General features: G+C 50.6%; 24 protein-coding genes. 12 read left to right on the top strand and 12 right to left on the bottom strand.

Features of this window, described 5'->3' with window-relative positions; translation table 11 throughout:
* Positions 1 to 41: 41 nt before the first annotated feature.
* Positions 42 to 737: a cell wall hydrolase gene (locus B152_RS23410; RefSeq protein WP_083921869.1), complete on the bottom strand. Its 696-nt coding sequence runs from the start codon at positions 735 to 737 to the stop codon at positions 42 to 44.
* Between the two features lie 833 nt (positions 738 to 1570).
* Here B152_RS23410 and B152_RS0111250 point away from each other — a divergent pair.
* The 5 genes from B152_RS0111250 (at position 1571) to ung (ending at position 6521) form a co-directional block, all read left to right on the top strand.
* Complete coding sequence (locus B152_RS0111250; RefSeq protein ID WP_020592523.1) at positions 1571 to 2395, top strand: DUF748 domain-containing protein; 825 nt, start codon at positions 1571 to 1573, stop codon at positions 2393 to 2395.
* Positions 2396 to 2481: 86 nt separating this feature from the next.
* Positions 2482 to 3777: an FAD-dependent monooxygenase gene (locus tag B152_RS23405; RefSeq protein WP_083921868.1), complete on the top strand. Its 1296-nt coding sequence runs from the start codon at positions 2482 to 2484 to the stop codon at positions 3775 to 3777.
* 227 nt (positions 3778 to 4004) lie between these two features.
* On the top strand, positions 4005 to 4922 hold the full coding sequence (locus tag B152_RS0111240) for a LysR family transcriptional regulator (protein WP_020592521.1): 918 nt from the start codon (positions 4005 to 4007) through the stop codon (positions 4920 to 4922).
* Between the two features lie 132 nt (positions 4923 to 5054).
* Positions 5055 to 5714: an isoprenoid biosynthesis glyoxalase ElbB gene (gene elbB, locus B152_RS0111235; protein WP_020592520.1), complete on the top strand. Its 660-nt coding sequence runs from the start codon at positions 5055 to 5057 to the stop codon at positions 5712 to 5714.
* A 93-nt stretch (positions 5715 to 5807) separates the two neighbouring features.
* Complete coding sequence (gene ung / locus B152_RS0111230) at positions 5808 to 6521, top strand: uracil-DNA glycosylase (protein WP_020592519.1); 714 nt, start codon at positions 5808 to 5810, stop codon at positions 6519 to 6521.
* A gap of 71 nt (positions 6522 to 6592) precedes the next feature.
* Here ung and B152_RS0111225 read toward each other — a convergent pair whose 3' ends face one another.
* The 6 genes from B152_RS0111225 to B152_RS0111200 all read right to left on the bottom strand — a co-directional run bounded on the left by B152_RS0111225 (position 6593) and on the right by B152_RS0111200 (position 12771).
* A complete protein-coding gene (locus tag B152_RS0111225; protein WP_020592518.1) occupies positions 6593 to 7132 on the bottom strand; it encodes a glycine cleavage system transcriptional repressor in 540 nt (179 codons plus the stop codon).
* Positions 7133 to 7236: 104 nt separating this feature from the next.
* Entirely contained in the window at positions 7237 to 8208 is a 972-nt protein-coding gene (locus tag B152_RS0111220; protein ID WP_425402027.1) for an extracellular solute-binding protein, read from the bottom strand.
* A 372-nt stretch (positions 8209 to 8580) separates the two neighbouring features.
* A complete protein-coding gene (locus B152_RS0111215; protein ID WP_020592516.1) occupies positions 8581 to 9447 on the bottom strand; it encodes an ABC transporter permease in 867 nt (288 codons plus the stop codon).
* A 14-nt stretch (positions 9448 to 9461) separates the two neighbouring features.
* Complete coding sequence (locus B152_RS0111210; protein ID WP_020592515.1) at positions 9462 to 10364, bottom strand: ABC transporter permease; 903 nt, start codon at positions 10362 to 10364, stop codon at positions 9462 to 9464.
* On the bottom strand, positions 10361 to 11506 hold the full coding sequence (locus B152_RS0111205; RefSeq protein WP_020592514.1) for an ABC transporter ATP-binding protein: 1146 nt from the start codon (positions 11504 to 11506) through the stop codon (positions 10361 to 10363). Before B152_RS0111205 ends, B152_RS0111210 begins: the two co-directional genes overlap by 4 nt.
* 170 nt (positions 11507 to 11676) lie before the next feature.
* Positions 11677 to 12771 (bottom strand): extracellular solute-binding protein, encoded by a 1095-nt coding sequence (locus B152_RS0111200; protein WP_020592513.1) that lies wholly within the window; start codon positions 12769 to 12771, stop codon positions 11677 to 11679.
* A gap of 299 nt (positions 12772 to 13070) precedes the next feature.
* Between B152_RS0111200 and pdxR the strand changes: the two genes are divergently transcribed.
* Entirely contained in the window at positions 13071 to 14570 is a 1500-nt protein-coding gene (gene pdxR, locus B152_RS0111195; RefSeq protein WP_020592512.1) for a MocR-like pyridoxine biosynthesis transcription factor PdxR, read from the top strand.
* A 30-nt stretch (positions 14571 to 14600) separates the two neighbouring features.
* On the opposite strand, the gene B152_RS0111190 is transcribed toward pdxR, so the two are convergent.
* On the bottom strand, positions 14601 to 15755 hold the full coding sequence (locus B152_RS0111190) for an aminotransferase (protein WP_020592511.1): 1155 nt from the start codon (positions 15753 to 15755) through the stop codon (positions 14601 to 14603).
* A gap of 239 nt (positions 15756 to 15994) precedes the next feature.
* Here B152_RS0111190 and B152_RS0111185 point away from each other — a divergent pair, with 239 nt between their 5' ends.
* The gene (locus B152_RS0111185) at positions 15995 to 17158 is read left to right on the top strand and encodes a TauD/TfdA family dioxygenase (RefSeq protein WP_020592510.1); all 1164 of its coding nucleotides are present in this window, start codon (positions 15995 to 15997) and stop codon (positions 17156 to 17158) included.
* A 77-nt stretch (positions 17159 to 17235) separates the two neighbouring features.
* Here B152_RS0111185 and B152_RS0111180 read toward each other — a convergent pair whose 3' ends face one another.
* From B152_RS0111180 to B152_RS0111170, 3 genes are all read right to left on the bottom strand, one after another.
* Positions 17236 to 17991 (bottom strand): sulfite exporter TauE/SafE family protein, encoded by a 756-nt coding sequence (locus B152_RS0111180; protein ID WP_020592509.1) that lies wholly within the window; start codon positions 17989 to 17991, stop codon positions 17236 to 17238.
* A 133-nt stretch (positions 17992 to 18124) separates the two neighbouring features.
* Positions 18125 to 19465, bottom strand: coding sequence for a GAF domain-containing sensor histidine kinase (locus B152_RS25335; protein WP_020592508.1), 1341 nt, complete (start codon positions 19463 to 19465; stop codon positions 18125 to 18127).
* 266 nt (positions 19466 to 19731) lie between these two features.
* Positions 19732 to 20496, bottom strand: coding sequence for a substrate-binding periplasmic protein (locus B152_RS0111170; RefSeq protein WP_157231044.1), 765 nt, complete (start codon positions 20494 to 20496; stop codon positions 19732 to 19734).
* Between the two features lie 235 nt (positions 20497 to 20731).
* On the opposite strand from B152_RS0111170, the gene B152_RS0111165 reads away from it, so the two are divergent.
* The 5 genes from B152_RS0111165 (at position 20732) to B152_RS23390 (ending at position 25211) form a co-directional block, all read left to right on the top strand.
* Entirely contained in the window at positions 20732 to 21295 is a 564-nt protein-coding gene (locus B152_RS0111165; RefSeq protein WP_020592506.1) for a CYTH domain-containing protein, read from the top strand.
* Positions 21296 to 21413: 118 nt separating this feature from the next.
* A complete protein-coding gene (locus B152_RS0111160) occupies positions 21414 to 22541 on the top strand; it encodes an MlaE family lipid ABC transporter permease subunit (protein ID WP_157231043.1) in 1128 nt (375 codons plus the stop codon).
* A gap of 3 nt (positions 22542 to 22544) precedes the next feature.
* Entirely contained in the window at positions 22545 to 23360 is an 816-nt protein-coding gene (locus B152_RS0111155) for an ABC transporter ATP-binding protein (protein WP_020592504.1), read from the top strand.
* A 60-nt stretch (positions 23361 to 23420) separates the two neighbouring features.
* Positions 23421 to 24455 (top strand): MlaD family protein, encoded by a 1035-nt coding sequence (locus B152_RS25330; protein WP_020592503.1) that lies wholly within the window; start codon positions 23421 to 23423, stop codon positions 24453 to 24455.
* A 108-nt stretch (positions 24456 to 24563) separates the two neighbouring features.
* Complete coding sequence (locus B152_RS23390; protein WP_020592502.1) at positions 24564 to 25211, top strand: ABC-type transport auxiliary lipoprotein family protein; 648 nt, start codon at positions 24564 to 24566, stop codon at positions 25209 to 25211.
* A gap of 16 nt (positions 25212 to 25227) precedes the next feature.
* Here B152_RS23390 and B152_RS0111140 read toward each other — a convergent pair whose 3' ends face one another.
* Positions 25228 to 25713 carry an Lrp/AsnC family transcriptional regulator gene (locus tag B152_RS0111140; protein ID WP_020592501.1) on the bottom strand — a complete coding sequence of 162 codons (486 nt, stop codon included), beginning with the start codon at positions 25711 to 25713 and terminating at the stop codon, positions 25228 to 25230.
* Positions 25714 to 25773: the final 60 nt, after the last annotated feature.

The following is a 25773-nucleotide window of genomic DNA, read 5'->3' as shown; positions in this document are numbered from 1 at the left end:
TCTCGGCAATGTAAACAGCAAGCCAGCTCGATCAATAACTTTTAATCGTCCAGCTCCAGAACAGCCACTTCGAGATCGTCATCACTTTTCTCGCGGTAGAAAATATGGCGGCCAATGGTCGGGCCCTCGTCAAAAGCCTCACGCCACTTCGGCGCAACATAGTCAGCATGATACCACAGGGCACCTTCGCTGACGTCCTTGGACAGTCCCCAATAGACATAACGAGCCAGTTTCATTGCCTCATCCCAGGCAACCTGATTGGTGATCTCGTCCTTACGCCCATCACACCACCAGGAAAACTGGCAGCTGTTGGATTGTTTTGCCCCACCTTGCTGTACAACGTCGCAAATGGTTGATGGAAAGCGTTCACTGGCCACCCGGTTGAGAACAACATGAGCAACGGCACGTCGGCCACCGACAGTTTCGCTACGGGCTTCGAAATAGATATTCTGCGCCAGACAAGCCAGTTCGCTATCGACAGCGGCCTCTGTCGGCCGACGGCGGGCAAGCTCGGGCTGCACAGCATATTCCCGCGCAAGAACCAGCACATCAACAGGGGCGATAAAATCGCTTGCCGAAACCTGCACGGCAGTCTTTGTAACCGATTGTTCAGGAGCCAACACACCTGCACAGATCGTCGCAGCAAACATAAATGAAGACAGGCCATACCAATGCCCCCGGAATCGTCCCCTCATCCGGTAACCCGAAAGTTTAATCTGTCGTAAACCACGTCGCATAGAAGTACCTCAGTTCATCACTTCAGCAGCTTTTTAAGCCCGTGCCCACACAGCCTGGATCATTAGTGAGCTTGACCCCGGAAATAGGGTCGATTGTTCAATGCAAACACCCCCGGTGCCTGCTGCCCAATTCTTTACAAGAGATTAACATCAAGAGTCAAAGAAATATTTATCATGAATTCGCGTCAAAAACCCGACAAAATATTTATTAACCCAAGAATTACACAGGATTAATTTGAACGTTACTTTAAAAAATCAACATTTACTTTAAATAAAAAATAAATATCCATGCAGTGATCGCATAGTCCCTATGCTTGAAAATGAAAGCCCTGATAAATTATTAGCCAAAATGAATAAACAGATTTTCGCCATAATTTTAAGATTTAATTCCTTGATAATTCGCCATAAAACACAAAATTTTCACAATACAAGGCATATATACCTATTATTGAAACTTCCAATCTTTACTTGGCACCAACACCAGTCTCCATCGAGGGGCCCGAACCAGCCACAGAGCACCCCGAAAACAAGAACTTAATCCCGTTAACCTTTTTACTTAAAACACAGGATATCAGCAGAAAATTACTGTCTTCTCCAACATTTATGAGCTTATCTATGAATAGGTTTCCCCCTCCGCAAATAAGACATCCCTGCTGCCTCTTCTTACCCTGAAATAGCCTCTCAGCATCTGCAAAACTATCCCCGACCACAATGAGAGTTAAGTAACTTTAAGATGAAGGCAGGGAACCGATCTCCTACAAAAGGACATTCAGGTAGATTTTTTCTCCCTTAAATGTTAAGCCGCTAGCTATAGGAAACGGGGATTCAAAGCCATGAACAAAGCCATCAAAGTAGCCAGCATCACTCTTATTACTCTCGCTCTGCTGATTGTCGGTGGATTTATTTTTATATATTCCTCTCTCGACTCTGTGATCAAAACAGCCGTAGAAAGCATCGCCTCAGACATGACCCAAACTCGGGTTGAACTTGGTGAGGTCCAGATTTCTCCAACAACCGGTGAAGGACGTATCCAGGGGTTTGTGATGAGCAATCCGGACGGCTACAAAGCTAATCAGGCCCTTCAGTTTGAAGAGATCACCGTCAAGGTCGATATGTCCACACTGACCTCGGATGTTGTGGTGATTAATGAAATACGCATCCTTGCCCCCCATATCACCTATGAACTCGGTCCGAATGAAAGTAACATTGACACGATCAACAGGAATACCCAATCCTACAATGGAGAGACCAATTCAAGCAGCAGTGATGGTCCCGAAAAAGAATTCATCGTTGAACATCTCTATCTTAATGACGGGGAAATATCAGTAACCGCTGCCCCCCTCGGCGACAAAACCATCGACCTTGCTCTTCCCAACATCCACCTGAAAGACATTGGCAAGAATGACAAGGGGGCAAGCCCGGAAGTTATTCTCCAGGCCGCTTTGGCCGCCGTTACCAAAAACATCACCGGAGCCGTCAGCAAAATTGACCTCAAAGGTCTCGCTGGAGACGTGGCCAAAGGCGTAACCGATGGTGTTTCTGCCGTAACAGATACTGTCGGCAGTGGTGTCGAAGGTGCTGCATCAGGCACTGCCGACACGGTCAAGGGCGCAGCAGACAGTGCAGGCAATGCCTTAAAAGGCCTTCTCGGCAACTAGGGCAACTGCGGCAAACAGACTCTTGCTGCCGAACAGCAGCAAGAGTATCTCATCAAGACGGATTAACTTGCAGGAACCGGGCAGCAATGTCGCGAAGACAGATGACAGATTCTTCCTCACGATCAAACTCCAGCCAATCTGAACCAGTCACAAGCCAGGTTCAGATCGTCGGAGGCGGTTTGGCAGGGTTGAGCCTTGCTGCGGCTTTGGGGTCAGCAGGCATAACAACTCTGCTGATCGATCAGGAAGCCCCTGCTTCGACTGCGCCTTACAGTGAAGCCACTGATAACCGGACCACTGCCCTGATCCTCAATTCGATCAACCTGCTGAAAGCCTGCGGCGCCTGGGAAGGCTGTGAGGAATACGCGACAGCCCTGACTGTCATGCGCATTATTAACTTACCCCGTGGACGTCAAACCAGGGCCAGCAGTACAGATTTCGATTCCCGTGAAACCGAGACCAGCCCCTTTGGTTATAATGTCCCCAATGCTGTTTTACGTCAGGTGTTGTGCCAACGCCTGTCCCGGTTATCGTCTGTCACGCACCTGACCCAGACCAGAGTGGATAGTATGAGTTACTCGGAAAACGGCTGGCTTCTGGCGCTTTCGAACGGCAGCAAGGCAACAGCTCAACTCACTGTCGGTGCGGACGGGAAGAATTCTTTCTGTCGCAAAACTGCGGGCATTAGAAGTATGTCCTGGCCTTACCCGCAAACGGCCATAACCTGCTATATCGAACATAGCAAGCCGCATCAGAATATATCCACAGAAACCCACTATCCTGCCGGTCCTTTCACTCTGGTTCCCATGATGGGCAAGCGGTCTTCCATTGTCTGGGTTGAGGAAACACGTCTGGCCAGGAAGTTACTCCAGCAAGATGATCAAACCTTCAGTAAAACCTTGATCGAAAAAATCGGTGGACGGCTTGGGAATGTAAAGCTCTTTGGTCATCGCGGCGGGTTCCCGCTGTCGGCAATGTTAAGCAACAGCTTCCATGGCCCCCGACTGGCTCTTGTCGCGGAAGCTGCTCACGCCCTTCCCCCCATCGCCGCACAGGGGCTAAATCTCAGCTTAAGGGATATTGCTGTCCTGGCAGAAGCCCTGATCGACCAGCACAACAGCGGACAAGATCTGGGTGACAGCAATCTGCTCGAGAATTATGACCGGGCCCGTCGCCTCGACGTGGTGACCCGGATGGCAGCAGCAGATGGCTTGAACCGCTTTGCCTCGAACGACAGCGGCATTCTGCACGGTATTCGAGGGTTAGGACTGGCCGCCATTCGCAATTTCCCGCCCTTGCGTCAATTCATGATGAATACCGGTATGCGTTCTCCCGGGGGCACCCCCGCACTGATGAGCGGCAAAGAAATCACCCCAGAATAAATCAGTGAATAAATCAGCGAATGAACCAGCACATAAATCAACGTTGCGCCAGACCCTTTGGTCGCTCTCCAGAACAAGAAGGACGCATTCACCCTAGCGTCAACCAAGATATTCCTTATAAATAAAGGGGATATATTGTATATATGCAGAGGGCATAGCTGATACCTGAGGGATCGGCATCGCCGCAATTAAGAAAAGCAACACGTCGAACACAGGGGATTAAGGCATTGGACCTGCGCCAACTTGAATTACTCTGCGCTCTGGCCCGGGAAAAACATTTCGGTCGCGCAGCAAAAAACTGCAACATATCCCAGCCAGCCTTTTCAGCCCGTATTCGCCAGTTGGAAAACGAACTCGGTGTCCCCATTGTTCAAAGGGAACGATCCTTTCAAGGACTGACCACTGAAGGTGAGCTTGTTGTTACTACGGCCCAGCGTATTCTTGCAGAGGCCAGAACACTTAAGCAGTCCCTCAGTCAGATGAGCAAAGGTCTTGCTGGTCACCTTCGGATTGGTGCCATTCCCTCTGCCATGCCGATGATGTCCCTGATCAAAAATCCCTTCTGTGCCGCCCACCCCAATATCACCATTTCGCTGCTATCTCTCTCATCAGTAGAAATTCAGCTTGGACTTGAAAAATTCGATCTTGAAGTTGGCGTTACCTACCTGAGCAAGGAACTAACCGGAAACATCGAAACCCACGAGCTCTACCAGGAAGAGTATTCCCTTATACACAATGCCAATGGCCCCCTGAAGGACCGGAAAAGCATCACATGGCAGGAAGCGGCCGAGCTCCCTCTCAGCCTGCTGACACCGGACATGCAATATCGCCGGATTATCGACAAGACTTTCGAAGAACTGGACTGTCATATTGTCCCGCATACACAGACTAATTCGATCACCCAGCTTCTGCATGAAACCAGGTTTGGCAACACATCCAGCATTGTCCCCATCAGCCTTATTCACGTACTGCGAAATCTGGACGGCGTTGTCGCCATTCCTCTGTCAGAACCCAGACTCATCAACAAAATTGCAATGGTTATTGCCAAACGTGAGCCAGGATCCCCGATAGCTCTGGAGTTTTTCAAACACACCAAACGCCTCGATGTTCAAAAACTGCTGCGCGAAGCATCAGAGAAATCCTGACTTGTATCTAGCGGACTTTCATCTATAGAGTGCAGTAGAGCTAAGCCAATGATTATCCGAGATTTTTCAGATAAATTCTGTTAATCTGTTTTAAGGATCATCGGCACAGATTGATCGGTTTTGGAGAAGCGTATGAGTGTAAAAGTCGCCGTTATCTTGTCAGGCTGTGGTTTTCTGGACGGAGCCGAGATCCACGAAGCTGTCATGACGCTCTATGCCTTACAGAAGCTCGGTGCAAAAACCTATTGCTTTGCCCCTGATATTGACCAGCGGGATGTCGTCAATCACCTGACGGGCGAGATCGCCAGAAATGAAAAAAGAAACGTTCTGGTTGAATCTGCCCGTATTGCCCGGGGACAGATCCAGGATATTGCCGCCTTTGACCCGGAACAATTCGCCGCTATGGCTCTCCCCGGTGGTTTTGGAGCAGCAAAGAACCTCTCCAGCTTCGCCGTCGATGGAGCTGCCTGCATCATCAACCCGGATGTCGAGAATGCGATCAAGGGAATGATCAAACGCAACAAGCCTGTTGCCGCTCTATGTATTTCTCCGGCAGTTGTTGCCCGCTTATATACCTCCCCAACCCTGACTATTGGACAGGATGTTGAGACTGCCAGTACACTTGTGGCCATGGGAGCCCGCCATGAAACCACAGGGCACGGCGAAGTTGTTGTTGATCGCGCCAACAAACTCGTCACCACCCCCTGCTATATGCTGGATGCAACAGTTCCCGATATCGCCAGCGGGGCCGAGAATGCCATGGAAGTTCTTCTTACTCTTATTGATGATTGATCCTCCCAGACGGTTTTAAGCCAGACGGTTTTAAGCCAGACGGTTTTAAGCCAGACTGTTTCCTGCCGACAGGAAATTTGATATTCAAGATAAATGACTGATCAGATCAAACTTGTGGAAAGCTGGAAAGTCCCGCTTGCCCCGGAATTCAACAAAGACTACATGCGTAATCTGAAAGCTTTTCTCCAGCAGCAAAAGCAGCAGGGGAAAACCATATTTCCGCGCGGGAGGGAATACTTTCAGGCCCTGAATCTTACCCCGCTCGAAGGGGTCAAACTCGTGATCCTTGGCCAGGACCCCTATCATGGCCCGGGACAGGCACACGGTCTTTGTTTCTCGGTCAAACCCGGTGTCCCTGCCCCGCCATCACTCAAGAACATCTACAAGGAAATGGCCCAGGATCTCGGCATCGACCAGCCTTCCCATGGCTGTCTTTTGCCCTGGGCACAACAGGGGGTGCTCTTGCTCAACGCGGTTTTGACCGTCGAACAACACAAGGCAGGATCACATCAGGGCAGAGGCTGGGAACTTTTCACAGACAAGATCATTGAGGTCTTGAACAGATCTCATGACGGTCTCGTTTTCCTTCTCTGGGGAAGTTATGCCCAGAAGAAAGGAGCAGCCATCGACCGGGATCGCCATCTTGTCCTGCAATCGCCTCATCCCTCCCCTTTGTCCGCTCACAGAGGTTTTTTTGGCAACGGTCATTTTTCAAAGGCCAACCATTATCTGGAGCAACAGGGAAAGAAACCGGTTAACTGGCTTCTGCCACCTCTGTCCGATATCGATCTTGATCAAGATCTCTAAAGAGCAGAACAAACAAAGGGCAAAGCCAACGATCCCGCCCTTTGTTCAAAACTTTAATGCCAGACTAAAGGCTAGATCTGGACAACGCTGCCTTCCAGATCATCCATGGTGATATCAACCATCAATTCGTTGGCAAGGTCTTCCAGTTCATCCCGGATGCTGTCAACGGATACATTCACCGGAACCGAGATGTTGATATCGGCACTGAAAATTCTTTCCGACGACATGGCGCCATCCCGACAATCGGTGGAAATACTGCTGATCCCGATGTTCTTGGTCGCCAGAGCATGAGAAATATCATGTACGATACCGGGATGATCCGGCCCAAGGACTTCAAGGTGAAGTGCCTTTTGCGGCCCCTCATCGGCACCTGCCGTTTCATGTGCGATGACCAGCTGAAGGCTGTCCCCGGTCAGATGCTGCAAGGCAGCTTCCATACTGACAAGCTGTTCTTCAGGCACAGAAACGCGGAGGATACCGGCAAAATATCCAGACAGCCTGGACATCCGGCTTTCCAGCCAGTTCCCGCCATGATCGGTGATTGTTGCTGAAAGCTGGTCGACCAATCCGGAACGATCTGTCCCGATAACCGTCATGATGATATTCGCCATATGCCAATTCCTTTCAGCCACGCCTAAAAAAATCAGTATACAGTGCTCACTGGAATTCAATTAAACAAATACGACTTTTTTTCCTTATTTTTTGACATATAATTTCAAGAAACAAGATATTCCTTAAGTGTTTGCTGTTTCAAAGCAGAGAACCATTCGGACTCGGCTTTCCACCAGTAGAGATTTTCCAGAGCTTTTTCCTGCTTATAGAGGTCACTAAACCGCTTGCTCTCTGCCACATCCATTTGCTTTTCTGCGCCAAGAGCCGCACTGTGAAACCCCGAATGTGCACTATAGAGTGCCGCCGCTTTGGGCGAGAGCAGCCAATTCATCAGTTCATAAGCCTGATCAACATTGCTTGCCTGCACAGGAACAGCCATTGCCCCCTGCCAGGCCAGGCCACCTTCTTTGGGCAGGAGAAACCGGAAGCGATTGTCACTCTCTTCTGACAGATGTGCCGCTGTCCCTTCCCAGGATTGTCCGATAACACAACCCTGCTCAAGAAAAGCCGCCCTCAATTCCTCGCTGTCACGCCAGAACTGATGAACATGGGATTTATAAGCCCGAGCAAACCCGAGGGCATCAGCAAAAACCTCTTTTGCCTCTTCTGGATCCTGATAGGCACGATCCAGACGCTCTCCGGTACCATCAAGCATCAGCGCCATCANCATCAGCGCCGACATTGGCCGGACCGTTATCAGCCCGCGGTTTACATCCGACCAAAGATCAGACCAGGAAAGCTTCCCCGGAAGATATTCACGCAGCTGACTGTCATAAGCCACCCCCTCCACCCCCCAGTTAAAAGGCATTGCATAGCGGCGGCCACGATATCGCGCTCCGAGATCCATCGACTGTTCCAGAAACCCGGGTCTGATCCGGTCCAGCTGGAGCTTATTTTCATCAAGGGACTGCAACAGTCCTGCCGCGTACCAGCCTTTAAGCGCAGTTGTCGTCGGGAAAACCAGGTCCACAGTTTCCCCATTCGCAGAAGCCAGTCTATCAAGAGCTTCAGCGTTTGAACGATAGCGAACAAGCCTGATCTGGATACCACTGTCTTCTTTGAAGGCAGAAATCATCTGGTCATTGATCTGGCCTTGCCATCCCCAGACGGTAACCTCTGCTGGTGTTACTCCTGCGGCTGCCGATTGACGGCACAAAAGAGGCACGCTCGCCCCCCCCAGAAGCATAGCCGCATTCTTTAAAAGACCGCGACGGGTAAACATCCTTGCTGTAGTCAGGGTTTTCAACGTTTCTTTCACCAGTATCCAGTCCCTCTTATCTATAGCAGGGCTTGCCAATTCCAAACCTGCTTGCCCTTTGGATCAAAGCTTTACCGCATCCGGAGCTATCATGCAGGATATTTTTGTGAAAAACGAAGGTCAAAAAAAGGGCCGGGCGTTCAAGCCCGGCCAGACATCGTGGGAGCGACGTATCCCTCGGTAATCTTTTTATTCCGGCGAGGCCGTACGATCACGCTGAACAAAAACAGAAATCAGAGCCAGTCCACCCGAGACCACCATCAGCATCAGGGAAGCCGCGTTTAGCGCAGGAGTAGACCCCTGTTTAAGGCGGTCGAACATGGTAATGGTCAAGGGCGAATCAGAGCCGACCAGCATCAGGGTGGTATTGAAATTCTCGAAAGACATCAAGAAACAGACAATCCCGGCACCGATCATGGCTGGCTTGAGAAATGGCAGGGTAATGGTCTGTACAGCTTCCCATTTAGTCGCCCCCAGATTAAGCGCAGCCTCTTCCAAAGAGGTATCAAACTTGCGCAAACGGGCAGAAATCACCAACGTCGTAATCGTTGTGACAAAAGCAAATTGCCCGAGAATAACCAGAAAGAGACCTGGCCGTAATATATCCAGTTCAAACCCGAACAGATCCTCAATGCCGTTCACCAGTGAATTGGCAAAAACCAGCATCGATATCCCCAGAATCACCCCCGGCACCACTAGCGGCATCAGGGCAACGATGTAGAGAATATTCTTGAAGGGAAAAGAATGACGCTCGAACAGGAAAGCATTACAGGTTCCCACGGCAACAGCCATCAGGGTAACGCAGATGGCGATAAAAGCAGAATAGCCAATGCTCTCCAGAAGCTGTGAATCGTGGAACACACCAACCCGGGGAGATTCTGTGCCCAGGAACCAGTCAAAGGTTACCCCGTTCCAGGGCATGGAGGGAAAAAGGCTGTCGTTAAAGGCAAAAACCCCGACCACGATAAGCGGTGCCGCCAGATAGAGAAAGAACAGCGTTACATAAGCCGCATAAAGCCGGGTGCTGAACTTGGACTGTGGTATGGATGGTATCATTGTGTCCCGCTCCCTTATTTCACGGTATCAGCAAGCGTCTGTCGGCTCAGTTTCAAGCCGACAAAAACAATTGCAGAAGACAGAATTAACAGCAGGAAGCCAAAAGCAGAACCGGATTCCCAGTTAAAGCGGGTGATAAACTGGTTGTAGATCTGCTCTGTAAACCACAAACCATCCTTACCGCCCAGCAAGGTCGGGGTCAGATAGTTGCCCAGCGTCAGCATGAAAACAACAATGCAGCCAGAAGCAATCCCCGGCATGGCATGCGGAATAACAATCTCGCGCAGGATATTAAAGGTATTCCCACCCAGATCATATCCGGCTTCAATCAGGCTGTCGTCCAGGGTATCGAGAACAGACACCAGAGGCACGACCATGAAAAGCATCGAGGTATAAACCAGCCCCACCATCAGCGATGCATCGTTGTAAAGCATCTCTACCGGACCATCAACAACCCCCGCCCACTGTAGGAAACTGCTGATCACACCACTTTCCCGCAGCAGGATCATCCAGCCAAAGGTTCTGACAAGCTCGGACACCCAGAAAGGGATCAGGCACATCATAAATAACAGACTGCGCTTTTTCCCTTTCAGTACTTTGGCGATGTAATAGGAAATCGGGAAACCGACAACCAGAGTGATAACTGTTGCGATGATCGACATCACTGCTGTGCGAACAAATGTGTTCCAGTAAAGCGGTTCGGTGAAGAACTCGATATAGTTCTGAAAACTGAAAGCATATTCGCGATAGCCAAGCTTCTCGCGCAGCGAAACCATCAAGAGGTCTACATGTGGCAGGATAATCAGAAGAAAGAGCCACAGAAGAAGCGGCAGCATCAGCAAGAAGGTACCAAGCTTGATGACCGGTACTTTTCTCTCCTGCTCCGCTGTTCCAGACAGAGTACTGACACTACTCATGCGGCTATTCCCTGACTGGCAGCTTTCGTCGCCTTGAAAGCCCGGGTCTTTTCTACGTCCCAAGACAGGACCAGCGCCTCACCTGACTTCAAATCACTAAAGGCTCCGGTTTGCGGCAGGGAGACCATGACTTCATGCCCGGTAGCCTGATCACGGACCAGTGCCCGGCTGTTGGCACCATCAAACAGAAGATTCTGCACCACACCCGAAAGAGTATTTTTACCGCCAGAAAGGCGAGCTTTTTCCTGCGCTGCCTTGCTGCGTTCAATGACGATTGCTTCCGGTCGAACAAAAAGATCGACAGTTTCTCCAGCAGAAAAAGAAGTGCCCGGCGCAAAAGACGTTGCAATTACCCCGCCTTCCTCAAGAGCAACCATGGCCTGGCCCCCCTCAAGAGACTCGATCCGACCCTCCCAGCGATTGGCATCACCGACAAACCCGGCAACAAAAGCCGTAGAAGGATTATAATAAAGATCCTGTGGTGTGCCGACCTGCTCGAAGCGACCTTCGTTCATAACGGCCACATTGTCTGACATGACCAGAGCTTCCGACTGATCATGAGTGATATAGACAAAAGTGGTTCCGACCTCATGCTGAAGCTGCTTGAGTTCCACTTTCATATGCTCACGCAGCTTGAGATCAAGCGCTCCAAGCGGCTCGTCAAGCAGCAGCAAGGCAGGTTCCAGAACCAGTGAACGGGCAATGGCAATACGCTGGCGCTGTCCACCGGAAAGCTGCTCAATACGTTTTTCTCCGGCATCCGGAAGGCTCACGCGCTCCAGCACATCGGCAACCTTGCGGTCTATTTCGGCCTGACCAATTTTGCGGCGTTTCAGCCCATAGGCAATGTTCTCGGCCACATTCATCATCGGAAACAGGGCGAGATGCTGAAACACCATATTGGCAGGGCGTTTGTTCGGAGGCACGCCCAACATGGACTTGTCCTTGATGCGAATGTCACCCGTGGTGGGTTCGATAAAACCTGCCAGCATTCTCAGCAGTGTGGTTTTACCGCAGCCACTTGGTCCGAGGATCGAAAAGAACGACCCTTGCGGAATTTCGAGAGATACATTGTCAACAGCCGTAAATTTCCCAAAGGATTTTACAACCTGGCGACATTCAAGATCCAGTTGAGTGCTCATATTTTATACCTAGTTGTCTGGCCTCGGTCATCATTACCTGACAAAGGCGAGGCCGTTTTCATAGCCGGACATGTTGGGGATTGAACCGGAACAGGACCGGTGATGGCAAGACCCCCGATCTTTTGCAAGACCGGGGGAAGCCAGAATTGTAACCGTGTTAACTGGCTTGCTTAGTTGGAAGAAGCCGCTTTTACACGATCCAGAACTTTACCTTCAATGGTTTCCAGTCCCGCAGGAACAGTTGGATACCACTTGATGTTGTTCAGATCCTGCTCAGGGAAACTGGCCTGAAACTGAGCTTTCAGCTTGTCTTCTGCAAAGGCATCAGCCCCTTTGGAAGCTGTAAAGTTGCCAGCTTCAGCCGTGATCTGAGCCGCAATTTCAGGACGCATAACAAAGTTGATCCACTTGTATGCCGCTTCTTCATTTTCAGTTTTGCGTGGCAGGGCAAAGGTATCAATCCAGCCAAGCGCACCGGAAGCAGGTGCTACGAATGTCACATCAGGATTGTCACCATTGAGTTTCCAGCCGCCGGTATCCCATGCCATGGCGGCAACGACTTCACCGGAACGAACCAGGTTCAGCAGCGCGTCGCCACCTTCCCAATAGGTTTTAACATTGGCTTTACAGGAAATCAGCTTGGCTTCAACCTTGTCCATGATTTCCTGATATTTTGCTGTATCGCCATAGGCCTCAAACGGGTCCATGCCCATAGAGAAAGCAAAACCGATCAGGGTAGGACGCTTCAGACGATAAGATACTTTACCTGCATGCGCTTCGTTACAAAGATCGGCGTAATCTTTCACGTCGCCAGCTTTTTTGGTGTCGAGAACCAGGCCACTCGTGCCCCAAATGTGTGGCACGCCGTAAACTTCACCTTCGTAGGTGGTGTTCGTCTTGGTTGCATCAAGCATGGAAGAGATAAAGAGGCTGCTGTCGATCTTGGACAGGTCCATTGGCTTGTAGATACGGTTTTCTGCCTGTGCTCCAGCAATACGATCCTGACTTGGCTGTGCCAGGTCAAACCCGCCGCCGCCCGTCGCGCGGAGCTTGGCAATCATTTCTTCGTTGTTGGATTTTGTGACTTTTACGTCAATTCCGGTTTCAGCTTTAAACTGCTCGACAACCGCATCAGGGGCATAACCACCCCAGGTCAGCAGTCTCAGTTCTTCAGCCTGGGCCTGAGCAGAAAATGCCAATCCGACGATGGCAGTAACACCCAGAATCGCCTTCTTCAGGGAAAGCGTGGTTTTTGCAGATTTCATAAAATACCTCCATGTTGATATCATGCGCATGTTCGAATGCGTCACGGGACAAACCCCTTTATTTTCACCGAACAATTGCTTCCAAAGTCCCGTTAACGCCTCACACACGGCGTCATGGCATTGTAAAATCAGACCTAACAGGCATCTATTACAATCAGGTTGAACTTTGTTTGCAAAAAAGTTTTTAAGCGGAATTGCTTGCGGCTTTATTGTTAAAGAAATATTACACAAAGATTGGCACCTCTTTAAGATCCATTATCCGTCGTGCTATCATACCAATTTAACGGCAAGCGTTTATCATGGCTAAATTTGCATCAGGGGCTCTGCTCGACGGGATCAAACTGGATCCAAATTCTCTCAGTCCACTTTACCGTCAGCTCTATACCGGCATACGCCGCCTGATTCTCTCCGGAGACCTTCCACCGGGGATCAAGCTCCCTGCCAGCCGAACCATTGCAACCGAGCTGAGTATATCCCGAACCACTGTGATCAACACTATTGAACAGATGATCTCGGAAGGTTTTCTCGAAACCCGTCGAGGTGCCGGAACCTATGTGTCACATCATTTGCCGGCGATGACCGATTTTTATCAGGCCATCGACGAGGACGATCCCGAACAGGACGTAGAATCCCCGAACCTGAAACTTTCCCGCCGAGGGCAAGGATATGCAGATCAACCACATCAATACGAACCAGAGGGTATCTATACCTTTCGCCCCAGTCAGTCGGCATACGAGCTTTTACCTCATGAGGTCTTTGCCCGTCTGACCAACCGCTATCAACGTCGTCCGACCCCGGCGGACCTGACCTATGCCGACCGGGGGGGCTTCATGCCCCTGCGCGAAGCGATCTCCAGCTACCTGAAAACCTCCCGCTCCATCCGCTGTACCCCGGAGCAGGTTATCATTACATCCGGCACCCAGTCCGCATTGCATCTGATCAGCCAGTTGCTTCTGGATCCAGGTGATGCAGTCTGGATGGAAGACCCCGGTCATATGGCTGCCCGTTGCGTCTTCGAAGGCAGCGGCGCCAATGTCGTCCCTGTTCCTCTGGATGAACAGGGGTTCAACCCCGAGCTCTGCCCGCCTGAGCACAAAGACAAACCCGTAAAGCTCGCCTATGTCACCCCATCAAGCCAACATCCTCTGGGCTGTCGCATGCCGTTAACGCGAAGGATCGAGCTGCTGGAATGGGCCCAGCAGAACGACAGCTGGATTTTCGAAGATGATTACAACAGCGAGTTTCGCTACACCGGACGCCCTCTTGCCGCACTGCAAGGTCTCGACAAGAGCGGACGCGTGCTTTACGTCGGCTCTTTTACCAAGATTCTCTACCCCGGAATTCGCCTGGGCTACATGATTGTGCCAAGTTCCATGTCAGAGGCCTTTGCCCATGCCTCGACCATCATGCAGCGTTCAACGCCAAAGTTGATCCAGCAGGTCATCACAGATTTTATCAACGAAGGATTCTTTGCCACGCATATGCGCAAAATGCGCAAAATCTATGACCAGCGCCAAAAAGTCCTGCTCGCTGCCGCCGAAGAGCACCTGAAAGGCCTTGTGGACATTTCACCGGTGGAACAGGGCTTTCACTGTAATGCCTGGTTACCTGATCATGTGGACGCACAGGAAGTGGAAGACACCTTGCGCCAGGCAGGTTACGCCGTGAATAACATTGATTATTACTGCATGCGGCCCTACCGACGAAAGGGGTTCATGATCGGCTTTGCCGGAACACCAGAAGAAGAGATCCCGGCAGGAGTTCAAGGCCTGGCCAAAATCCTGCGTCAGATCCTCTAATTCTCGCCTGTATTCTGTAAAAACTGTCGTTTACGAAAACAGCACCTTCAAACGCCGGACCGCCTCTTCGAGTACCGACATTTTTTTACTGAAACAGAAGCGCGCCATCTTGGTCGGGCCTTCCATTTCGTAGAACACACTGATGGGAACAGCCGCGACCTTGGCTTCGGTTGTTATATGGCGGCAGAACGCCTCGTCAGTACCACGGTAAAGCCCGGAAAAATCGACCGTAATAAAGAAGGTCCCCTCACAAGGCAAAACCCTGAACCCCATATCGGCAAGCTCTTTCGAGAGGTAATCCCGCTTGCCCTGCAGTTCCTTGATCAGGCCATCAAAATAAGCTCGATCCTTGGCCAGACCTTCTGCGACTGCCTTCTGCAAATGCGGGGCGGTCGTAAAGGTATTGAACTGATGCGCCTTGGCAATCGGTGCTAGAACCTCTGGGGCAGCACAGATATAGCCAACTTTCCACCCGGTCAGCGCAAAGCTTTTTCCGGCTGAGCCAATTCTGACAGTACGATCCCGCATGCCCGGCAAGGTCAAAAGTGGATAGTGTTTCTGCCCGCCAAAAACCAGATGTTCATAGACCTCGTCACAAACAGCAAAGGCATCATAGCGCAGGCACATCTCTGCCAGACTTTCCAGTTCATCCCAGCTAAACACTTTGCCCACCGGATTCATGGGGCTGTTAATCATGATCAGCTTGGTATCCTGGGTAAAAGCCTCTTCCAGCTCTTCCAGAGGCAGTTTCCAGTCAGGGGGAGACATCCTTACCACCTTGGGAATACCCCCGGCACGTTTGATCAGCGGCAGATAACAGTCGTAATAAGGTTCAAGAACAATGACTTCATCCCCCGGCTCGATCAAACCGAGCAGGCAATCGGCAAGGGCTTCAGTCGCCCCTGACGTCACCATTACCTCGGTTTTCCAGTCCAGATTCAATCCATAAAATCTCTTGTCATGACTGGCAACGGCCTGCCTCAACACCGGTAATCCCATCATGGGCGGGTACTGATTTGGCCCGGTAATCAAGGCTTCCGCTGCAACCCGCCGGAGATCTTCGGGACCATCTTCATCAGGGAAACCCTGTCCCAGATTGATTGCATCATGTTCCAGCGCCAGGCGGGACATAACTTCAAAGACTGTGGTGCTATAGGATGAGAGGACGGAATTGGCTTCTTTCATGGTGTCGTTCCCCGACTCTTGTGACTGTCCCCATGGTAACACCCCTGTGTCTTCCCAGGCAATCAAAGAGCCGAATCATTTAACGGGAAGTTCTTCTGATTTAAGAGAAAAACTGAACGATCAGTAAAATAATATCACTTTTCTCTCTGCAGGAAGAAGTTCAAGTTCACAGCAGGAAAGATTGGAACAACCCTGTGTTCGACCAATCCTGCACCAAAGCGTATTAACGGAGTGAGATCATGAATTCAGCCGCGCCTTTAACCTGCTCCAGCATGACAATAGAGTCGCTTGAACAGACAGGTCATGCCCTGAAAATCGTCTGGGCAGATGGCAGAAAAGCCACCTATCACTATCTTTGGCTTCGCGACAATTGCCCCAGCGGATTTCACCCCTCGACAGAGGAACGTCTCTTTAATCTCACCTCTGTCAGCGCCGGGATCCATGCCATCGCCTCAAGCTTCGATGAAGAACATCTCTATGTCTCCTGGTCTGAAGAAGCTCACAAAAGCGTCTATCGCCTGCAGTGGCTCTATGATCATGCCTATTCACCGGATTTCAAATCTGCACCCGGGAAATGGGCCGAGCCCTGGGGTGTGGAAATGCGTGATCGTATCTACGAAATCCAGTACGAGGACCTGATGCGTGATGACCGGGTCCTGTTCGACTGGCTCAAGGCCGTCAAGCGTGACGGTATTTCCTATGTGCGGAATGTTCCCTGCAACGATCAAGGCATTACCGATGTTGCTCAACGCATTGCCTTTTTGCGTGAAACCAACTTTGGCAAGATATTCAATGTGCGGTCTGTCGCCAACCCGATCAACAATGCCTATACCTCCGAAGGCTTGCCGCTGCACATTGACCTGATCAATCAGGAAATTCCGCCTGGTTTCCAGTTCCTGCACTGCCTGGTAAACGACAGCCGCGGGGGAGAATCCACCTATGCCGACGGTTTCCGAATTATTGAGGAGTTGAAGGCAACCGACCCAGAAGCTTTCAAACTGTTAAGCTCTGTAACCGTTCCCATGCGCTTTCACGATAGCGAAACCGATATCCGCAGCCGCCATCCGATTATCAACGTCGATGAGAACGGCCATCTGGTAGAGCTGCGCTACAGCCCGCATCTGGTTGACACCTTCGACATGGATGAAGACATCATGGAAAGCTTCTATCTCGCCTTCCGCAGATTGATGGTTCTGATCAACGACAGTCGTTTCGTGATTTCAATCAAGATGAAATCAGGTGACCTCTGCATTTTTGACAACAGGCGTGTCATGCACGGGCGCAATGCTTTTGATGCGACAGGCGCTCGGCATCTGCGCGGCTGTTATGTTGACAGAAGTGACTTCGACAGCCGCCTGCGTGTTCTCAGCAAACGATACGGCGAAACGATCTCCGGCCTTTAACTCCTTCAAAGCCGCATACGAACAAGTAACCGGGCAACTGTTTCACAGCTATTGCCCGGTTATTTGTGGCAGCTTTCCTAAGAAAAACTGTCAAAGATCAGCTTGATCCCGGCAATCACCATCATAATGTAGCTTATTTTATAGAAAAGATCGGGTGACAGCACCTTATGCAATCTCAGACCAAGCCAGATTCCAAGCGGCACCAGAGGTGCGAATACCAGCGAGAGCAAAAGGTTATCTGCTGAAAACTGCCCGATCCAGGCATAGGGGATAATCTTGACCTGATTGACCACCAGGAAGAAGACAACGTTGGTTCCGACAAAAAGTGTCTTGTCCATACGCTGCCGTAGCAAAAAGAATTTCACCGGCGGTCCACCTGCATGGGCCACAAAGCTGGTGAAGCCGGAAAGCAAGCCGCAGGCAAGTCCAAGCGGGGTTGAGGGCTCCGTGGTGACAGCTTCGACTTTCTGCCGTGTTACAAAATAGCTCAGTCCAAAAACCAGCGTCACAATCCCGAGCAACAAACGTACATTATCCGGGTCAACATAACTAAAGGTCAGCGTACCAATTGCGATCCCGGGCAAAGCACCGGAAAGCAACAGCAACAGGTTTCGTCCATGCCAGTTTTTCCGATAGGCAAGAATACTCAGAAGATCCATAAAACAGAGGATCGGCAGCATGATTGCCGCGGCTTTGAGCGGCGAAACAAACAACGCCATCATCGGAACCGTCAAGGCACCGATACCTCCAGAGAAGCCGCTTTTTGAAATTCCGGTGATCAGAACAGCAATAGCTGCGACAAAATAAAAACCATAGCTGTATTCAAGCAACATCTGGAAATCCACCAAACAAAAGGAAGTTCTTGATTAAAAATGATCTGTCAGAAACAGCGGAGAGAAGAGCGAGAGGAATAAAACTCTGTCCCCTGATCGGAACAGGATCTATGTGAATTTTGGATAAGGCAGCTTATTCGCCCAGGTGAGTATGGGAACGTTCTGGCGGGAAAGATACCTGTACTTTTGTGCCCTGCCCGACTTTGCTTTCAAGGGAAAAAACCGCACCATGCAACTCGGCCAACTTTTTTGCCAGAGGAAGCCCCAGGCCCGTCCCCCTGCCCGGAGATTTAATCAGGTAGTCATCATGAACTTGATTAAACGGTTGGGCCACCCGCAAAAGGTTTTCCTCGGCAATCCCGATCCCTGTATCCTCAACGATGAGGGTTACCACATTCTGGTCATCCACCTCAGCAAGAACGGTCACTTTCCCTTTTGCTGGGGTAAACTTGACTGCATTTGACAGGAGGTTGAAAAGGATCTGCTTCAAACAGCGCGCATCAGCCCATAAAACCGGGCAGCCCGCCGCAACAGCATAACTCACCTGAAGTTCATTGGCTTTCGGATCGCCAGAGATAACAACCAGGGCTTCTTCAAGCAGCTGGTTGAGATCACAGGCCACTTCCTTGAGTATAACTGTGCCAGAATCGACCTTGGCTGTATCCAGGATATCATTGATCAGATCGAGCAGGTGTTTTCCAGCCGAGTTTATGGATCCGATATAATCCCGATACTTTTCATTCCCCAACTCCCCGAGATACTCCCCGGTGATAAAGTCGGAAAACCCGATGATTGCGTTCAGGGGAGTCCTTAGTTCATGGCTCATGTTGGCCAGAAAGGCTGTTTTTGCTGCATTTGCCTCTTCGGCTGCTTCCTTTGCCAGCAAAAGCTCAAGCTCAACCCGCTTCTGCACCTGTTCCTTCTCCAGGAGCATCAGCTTGGCACTCATCATCGCCGCAATGGTTGTCAAAATTTTCTGGTGGTCATCTCCAAACCAACCCGGATGGGGATTTTCACAATCAATCACTCCCAAAAGCTGATCATCATGCCCTAACAGTGGCACACAGATCTCGGAACGCATCCCCTCCAGATCGACAATATACCGGGAATCTTGTCTGATATCATCGATACAAACCGGCACTTTTGACCGGGCAACGCTACCGACAATGCCGTTTTCGATTGGAATTGTCAGCTGATTAAAGATGGTATCGCTCTCGGGGTTTTTCTCCCCTATCGCTGACATCTGACGAAGGCGTGTTCCATCAGGCTCAAGATAGTAGACCACACAATCGACAAAACCAAATCGTTGAACGACTTCCCTGGCTACAAACCAGGCGAGCTCCGCTTTTGTCGGAATACCGATAAGCTTGACCGCAAAATTATTAAAAATGCCGAGGTGCAGATTTTCAGCAAGAAGCTCAGCAACATCAGCTTCTCCGGCCTTTCGCCTCCTATTCTGCTGCTTCACACTCACGGCTCATATTTCCTGACATCTATCAGTAGGATCACTCTTGCCTGCTCAACGGCCTCTGAAACAGCTCGCGCTTTGCATTGCAGATCCAGTCTTAATGGCCAGAACAAAAGGGCGCGCCCCACAACACAAAAACTGAATGTTTTAGAAAAACGACAACAGCTTAGCAGGTTTTCCCCCGGATGTTACTTCCGACTTCAATACAATAGAAAGCAAAAAGACCCGGCCACGAGCTTTCTTCTGTTTCTGACGTCAGGAAATCCCTAAAATCAGGGCAAATGATTATGATCACTGAACAGCAGTGGAAACTTACCGGACGTCTTCACTTTCAACGCTTCCCAACGATTACTTTGGGAGAGGCCTTTGGCAGCTTTTGTCAAGGTAGAGATATGTATTCGCTGGCCGGATTTTTTCGACGCAACCAGCCAGACAACGCGACAGTTGAGAAAATAGGGTTTGCTAAAATCGTCCCAGGACATCTTGTGATGCTGGATTGCAGCATCCAGCACGGGCAGGGTTCCAACAACTGCCTCTACCCGCTCCTGTTTCATGAGCCAAAGAGCTTCAGTGTAGTTTGCCGTTCCTATTTTCTCGATTTTGTTGCTGCGATCAATCCAGCTGCCGCTGCTGGATCCCCGGACCACAGCCATCTTCAGGCCCAGAATATCTTTGTCAGACTGAAGCACCAGCCCCTTGCGGGTAATAACCATCTTGTCCAGGCGGACTGTCGGGGTAACCGGAGTCAGAACGTTTTCCATCCCCTCCTGCCAGAACATGACAGAAAGGTCGTACAGGCCTTTTTCCAACCCGTATTTCAGCCTTTTCTCCGGTACGGCATGGACTTCAATCGGCTCTCCGAGCTCCTTAGAAAGAGCATCGAAATAGTCGACTACAACACCGACCAGCTGCCCTTTCTCATCGACATAACCCCACGGTTTTTCAAGCGGGATCACAGCTTTGAGCGTCTCATGACTGGCTTGGGCCAATGAGGAAAGCGATATAAGAAATATCTGTAAGATTAAAACAAATTTCATTCTGGAAGGAATACCAATTACGAACACCAATATACATCAATCAGAGAATAGACCCTGCAAAGACCCCCACAATCTGGATCATCTGCTATAACCTTGCAAGCATGACAATAAGGTTAACTCGTTGAATTTTCGAATTCCCAAATATGAAACTATTATGACAGCCCTGTCTTGAACTGGCATAAACTTACAAAACAGAGTATTGAAAGTTCGTGGTATCCCTTGGGAATGGCGTGATATGCCGGTAGAAAACGAATATAAATTTGCCCTCCACGACCCTGATGGGGTTTTGGAGACACGCCTGCAAGCATCTGATTTTTTTCGCGTTTCCATTAAACAGGGCTATATCCGCAAAGGATCACGAGTCCGGGAGTGGACCGATCTTAAAACCGGCAGAATCCGTTATATCTATACCTATAAACATCGGGTTGGCGATGATGTAGTCGAGGTAGAGACAGATATTGCAAAAGAGGATTTCACTGCCCTCTGGTCTGTTCGGGAGCTGGATGTTCACAAAGTCCGCTACAAGTTTATTGTTGATGGCCTCACCTGGGATGTCGACTTTTTGAAACATAAAGGCAAAACCTATTTTGCCCTGGCCGAAGTCGAACTCCCCAGTGAAGAACGGGTAGTCCCGGAACCTCCAGAACTGATCCAGGAATTTGTCCTCGGCGGCACAGGTCGCCATGACAAGACGCTCTCAAACAAGCGACTGGCAGATCTCAGCTACGCTCGCCGGGTACTCTCCACCTTCTTAAACGGAGAATCTGATAACAACAAAATCCTGAGCGCAGCAATGTAAGCAAAATGGCCGCTCGCCCTCCTCTCCTATCAGTCGGGAGGAAAACGAGGCTTTTGCAAACACCCGCAGTTGATCTAGACTACGTCCACCTTTCAACAACCTCGCGGCGCTTCCCAGCTTGACCACTCCCCAATTTCAGACATCAGAAGACAAAAACCAGACTGTTATACGGCTGTCCGGTTCCTGGATAACCCAGGAATTGAGTATCCTTCTTCCTCTGATCGAGACATTTGCAAGCAAGCAGGACAGCAGGGTTGTCCTCAACCTTCAGCACGTTGAAATTATGGACAGCGCCGGAGCTTTGCTGTTGCATAAGCTTCGAAAGCGGATTGAAGAAAGTGGCCGGAATACAGCCCTTGAAGGTATCCCCGATCATGTAAAACGCATCCTCTTGGCAATAGAGGAACATCACATCAGAACCGTCGCCGCCTCGTCGGAGAGACAAGGCATCGCAGTTTTCTTTGCGGAAACTGGACGGCACTTTCTTGAGCTTTGCAACAAAGCCAGCGAGTTGATCGCCTTCCTCGGGCTGGTCATCACTGCTTCTTTGCGCCAGATACGCCATCCCGGTCGTATCAGATTCACGTCGCTGATCGCCCAGATGGAACAGGCGGGACTTCATGCCCTGCCGATCGTTGGCCTGATCTCCTTTCTGATCGGAGTGGTTCTGGCCTTTCAGGGATCAGATCAGCTGGAACGATTCGGGGCCCAGATCTTCACGATCAATTTGGTCGCCGTCGGGGTTCTGCGTGAAATGGGCATACTGCTGACAGCCATTATTGTTGCCGGGCGTTCCGGCAGTGCCTTTACTGCCCAGATCGGCACAATGAAGGTTAATGAAGAAATCGATGCCATGCGCACAATCGGTCTCGATCCGATTGAAACGCTGGTTCTGCCCAGAATCTTCGGACTGGTTCTGGTCCTGCCGCTCCTGACATTCTACGCGGATATCATGGGGTTGATCGGGGGCGCAGCCATGACAATGGTCACGCTGGATCTCTCGCTATTTCAATATCTCCGCCATCTGCAGGATGCGGCAAAGCTGGGCGATTTTCTGGTCGGCATGATCAAGGCCCCGATCTTTGCCTTTATTATTGCCCTGATTGGCTGCCATGAAGGATTACAGGTCAGCCGCAGTGCAGAATCAGTTGGCCGCCAGACAACCCGGTCAGTCGTTGAGGCCAGCTTCTTGATTATTGTCCTTGATGCCATGCTCTCGATCCTCTTTTCCATACTGGGGGTATAAGAGATGTCTGGCGCAACTTCACAGAACGAGATCATCATTTCCCTCACCGATATCCGGAATCAATTCGGTGAGCATATTCTCCATGAAGCGCTCACTCTTGATATCCGCAAAGGAGAGGTTCTGGGAATTGTCGGCGGGTCAGGCACGGGGAAATCTGTCCTGCTTCGAACGATTGTCGGCCTGAACCAGAAAACCGCGGGGACTATTTCCATTCTGGGCCAGGATATTGACCGGCTTGGCCTGGATGATCTCAACCGTCTGCGCCAACGCATGGGGGTTCTGTTTCAGGACGGGGCGCTGTTTTCTTCCCTGACCGTATCCCAAAACATCGAAGCGGTCCTGAAGGAACATACCCGCCTCCCGCTATCCTTTCTCAAGGAAATTGCCGCTCTGAAAATATCCCTCGCGGGTCTTCCTGCCGATGCTGGCGGCAAGTATCCTTCAGAACTCTCCGGCGGCATGCGCAAACGTGCCGGTCTTGCCCGGGCTCTGGCACTTGACCCTGACATCGTGTTCCTTGACGAACCGACAGCAGGGCTGGACCCGATTGGTGCAGCCCAATTTGACCAGTTGATCTCCGATCTTCAGACTGCTTTGGGTCTCACGGTGGTCATGATCACCCACGATCTTGATTCCCTGCATGCCATCTGCAACCGGATCGGTGTGCTGTTGAACAAACGCATCAAGGTTGGCACCATAGCAGAACTGACGAAAGAGCCGGATCCCTGGATCAAGGAGTATTTTGGCGGGCCTCGTGGACGGGCAGCAACCCGGTCACATGCAAGCCAAAACCAGAAAGCAACCTCATCACAGAGCTGAGGAAATTTTTCTGAAGTTACAGCGACTAAACCGGCAAGTCATAGCCAAGAAGGACAGTTTATGGAAACCCGTGCCAACCATATGATCGTAGGTGTTTTTGTCATCGCCTTTATGCTCGGCGCGATGGGCTTTGTCATCTGGCTGGCAAAATTCCAGTCTGACCAGGTCTTCACGCGCTACAACATCATCTATCAAGGCGATGTCACCGGGCTGAAATCCGGTAGTGCCGTGCGTTTTCGGGGCGTCAGTGTCGGAGAAGTTGTTGATGTCGAACTCTCGCCGGATAAACCAGCCGAGGAAATTGTCATCCTGATCGAGGTCGATCACACCACCCCGGTTATGACAGACACTGTCGCGATACTTCAACTTGAGGGCATTACCGGGGTTCGCTCGGTTCTGCTCAATATGGGCACCAACGAAGCAGGACCACTGCACGAAAAAGGCCCCTATGGGTACCCTGTCATCCGTTCCGGCAGCTCCGCCCTCGACAAGCTGATCAAAGGTGCTCCAGAACTTCTGGGAAATACCAATATACTGGTTTCCAGGGGCAACGATCTCCTCAATGATCAAAACCGTCAAAACATTGCAGATACTCTGGTACATATCCGCACACTGACGCAGGCTCTGGCAGAACGCGAAAACCAGATTGCGACCATGATTGACGATACCTCAACAACCGCAAAAAATCTGAAAGAGATGTCCGCTTCGGTCAAAGACCTTACAGCCGACCTGCAATCAGGAAGCAAGGATCTGATCACGCGGGCCAACCATGCGGTATCAGCGCTGGACAAGGCCGCGACGACCATCAATACAGTGGTGGGGGACAGCAGTCCGGAAATTCGTTCCCTAGTCAAAGACTTGCAGAGCACCGCCCAGAGCTTTGCCAAAACCAGCAATCAGGTCGAAGCGCTGATCCGTGAAAATCGCGAACCTATCCAGGACTTTACCTCCAGTGGTCTTTATGAATTTTCAAATCTTCTGTCTGAGTCAAGAAAACTGGTAGAGGATCTGCAACATCTTACTGCTGAAATCGAGCGCGATCCTGCCCGGTTCTTTTTTGGGGATAAACAAAAGGGATACGAAACGCCGCAGTAGTGAAAGCCGCACATCCAGTAATCCAGGTTAAAGGAAAAATTTCCTCTTCAAGGCCTTTTTCCTTTAACCTGTAAAAAAAGAAGCCATGCCGAAAGAGACAAGACCACCATGAACAACCGCCGTACCTTCCTGAAATTCGCCTCTCTTTTGCCTCTTGCAGGGGCAACGGCTGCCTGTGCATCCCTGATTCCCGGACAAGGGCCTTTGCCTGATCTCTATCGCCTGTCGCCCAAAAGTACCTTTGATCCGGACCTGCCCACTGTTCCCTGGCAGCTTGTACTGGAACAGACCACCGCCAATGCCAGCCTGAACACCACCAAAATTGCCCTGCAACGTCAACCCAACCAGATGGAATATTACGCCAATGCCGGCTGGGTCGATAAAGCTTCGGCCATGATCCAGAGTCTGCTGGTTGAATCTTTTGAAAACACGCGCAAGATTGTCTCGGTTGGCCGGGAAACCGTCGGCCTGCGGTCCGACTTTATCCTCAAGACCGAGCTGCGGGAATTCCAGACCCAGTATTTTGATGGCAGCCCGACGGTCCTGATCACGATCAACGCAAAAATCGTCCAGATGCCTCGCCGCAACATCATCGGCTCAAACTCTTTCGAAGCCCGGGTTCCCGCCACCGCCGACCAGCTCGACAAAATCATTGAAGCCTTTGATCAGGCACTGGGCAAAGTCACAAAACATCTGGTTGAATGGAGCCTGACCACAGCCGATGCGGCCTATCAAAAGAAAAAGAACGGCAGTTAAGCCCCAAAAAACAAGATCAACGCCCTTCATCAAAGTTCAGAAACGGTTCAAATTTGATGTTCTTGATCGCAAAATAACTGTTGATTGAGCGGATCTCGGGCAGGCTGGTCAGGGGCTCGGTTATCCTGGCTTCAAAGTCAGCCATATCCGTCAGGGTCGAGATAAACATCAGGTCATAATCTCCGGTGACGTTATAACAGATCATCACCTCGGGAATATTCCGGATCAACCGAATGGCCTGATCGCGGGCCTGTCGGTTGTGATTGTTCAGCCGGACTTCTGAAATAGCAATCAGGTTGTCCCCCGCCTTTTCCGGATTAACCAACGCAATCTCGCGCTCGATGTAGCCCTCGGCTCTCAGCCGGCGCACTCGCCGCGTACAGGAGGGGGCAGAGGTGCCAACCAGTTCTGCCAGATCAACATTCGCTATTCGGCAATCCCGCTGCAGAGCATTGAGAAGTTTCCGGTCGATCTGGTCCAGCTCCTGGCCACGTTTCCCCATAAATTCCCTCCAATTACACCTGTGAAATTTTTGATCATAATATCAACAATATTGATTGAA

The sequence above is a fragment of the Kiloniella laminariae DSM 19542 genome, assembly GCF_000374005.1.
In the GTDB taxonomy this organism is placed as follows: Bacteria; Pseudomonadota; Alphaproteobacteria; order Kiloniellales; family Kiloniellaceae; genus Kiloniella; species Kiloniella laminariae.
This window is presented reverse-complemented; position numbering and strand designations above follow the sequence as displayed.

What these genes read in the sequence shown, in the direction of transcription:
- B152_RS0111210 (WP_020592515.1), bottom strand. Translation starts at nt 10,364, where the DNA reads ATGAGTAGTGTCAGTACTCTGTCTGGAACAGCGGAGCAGGAGAGAAAA.
- B152_RS23405 (WP_083921868.1), top strand. Translation starts at nt 2,482, where the DNA reads ATGTCGCGAAGACAGATGACAGATTCTTCCTCACGATCAAACTCCAGC.
- B152_RS23410 (WP_083921869.1), bottom strand. Translation starts at nt 737, where the DNA reads ATGCGACGTGGTTTACGACAGATTAAACTTTCGGGTTACCGGATGAGG.
- B152_RS0111165 (WP_020592506.1), top strand. Translation starts at nt 20,732, where the DNA reads ATGCCGGTAGAAAACGAATATAAATTTGCCCTCCACGACCCTGATGGG.
- B152_RS0111155 (WP_020592504.1), top strand. Translation starts at nt 22,545, where the DNA reads ATGTCTGGCGCAACTTCACAGAACGAGATCATCATTTCCCTCACCGAT.
- ung (WP_020592519.1), top strand. Translation starts at nt 5,808, where the DNA reads ATGACTGATCAGATCAAACTTGTGGAAAGCTGGAAAGTCCCGCTTGCC.
- B152_RS0111200 (WP_020592513.1), bottom strand. Translation starts at nt 12,771, where the DNA reads ATGAAATCTGCAAAAACCACGCTTTCCCTGAAGAAGGCGATTCTGGGT.
- pdxR (WP_020592512.1), top strand. Translation starts at nt 13,071, where the DNA reads ATGGCTAAATTTGCATCAGGGGCTCTGCTCGACGGGATCAAACTGGAT.
- B152_RS23390 (WP_020592502.1), top strand. Translation starts at nt 24,564, where the DNA reads ATGAACAACCGCCGTACCTTCCTGAAATTCGCCTCTCTTTTGCCTCTT.
- elbB (WP_020592520.1), top strand. Translation starts at nt 5,055, where the DNA reads ATGAGTGTAAAAGTCGCCGTTATCTTGTCAGGCTGTGGTTTTCTGGAC.
- B152_RS0111250 (WP_020592523.1), top strand. Translation starts at nt 1,571, where the DNA reads ATGAACAAAGCCATCAAAGTAGCCAGCATCACTCTTATTACTCTCGCT.
- B152_RS0111185 (WP_020592510.1), top strand. Translation starts at nt 15,995, where the DNA reads ATGAATTCAGCCGCGCCTTTAACCTGCTCCAGCATGACAATAGAGTCG.
- B152_RS0111205 (WP_020592514.1), bottom strand. Translation starts at nt 11,506, where the DNA reads ATGAGCACTCAACTGGATCTTGAATGTCGCCAGGTTGTAAAATCCTTT.
- B152_RS0111225 (WP_020592518.1), bottom strand. Translation starts at nt 7,132, where the DNA reads ATGGCGAATATCATCATGACGGTTATCGGGACAGATCGTTCCGGATTG.
- B152_RS0111140 (WP_020592501.1), bottom strand. Translation starts at nt 25,713, where the DNA reads ATGGGGAAACGTGGCCAGGAGCTGGACCAGATCGACCGGAAACTTCTC.
- B152_RS0111215 (WP_020592516.1), bottom strand. Translation starts at nt 9,447, where the DNA reads ATGATACCATCCATACCACAGTCCAAGTTCAGCACCCGGCTTTATGCG.
- B152_RS0111170 (WP_157231044.1), bottom strand. Translation starts at nt 20,496, where the DNA reads ATGAAATTTGTTTTAATCTTACAGATATTTCTTATATCGCTTTCCTCA.
- B152_RS0111190 (WP_020592511.1), bottom strand. Translation starts at nt 15,755, where the DNA reads ATGAAAGAAGCCAATTCCGTCCTCTCATCCTATAGCACCACAGTCTTT.
- B152_RS0111180 (WP_020592509.1), bottom strand. Translation starts at nt 17,991, where the DNA reads ATGTTGCTTGAATACAGCTATGGTTTTTATTTTGTCGCAGCTATTGCT.
- B152_RS25330 (WP_020592503.1), top strand. Translation starts at nt 23,421, where the DNA reads ATGGAAACCCGTGCCAACCATATGATCGTAGGTGTTTTTGTCATCGCC.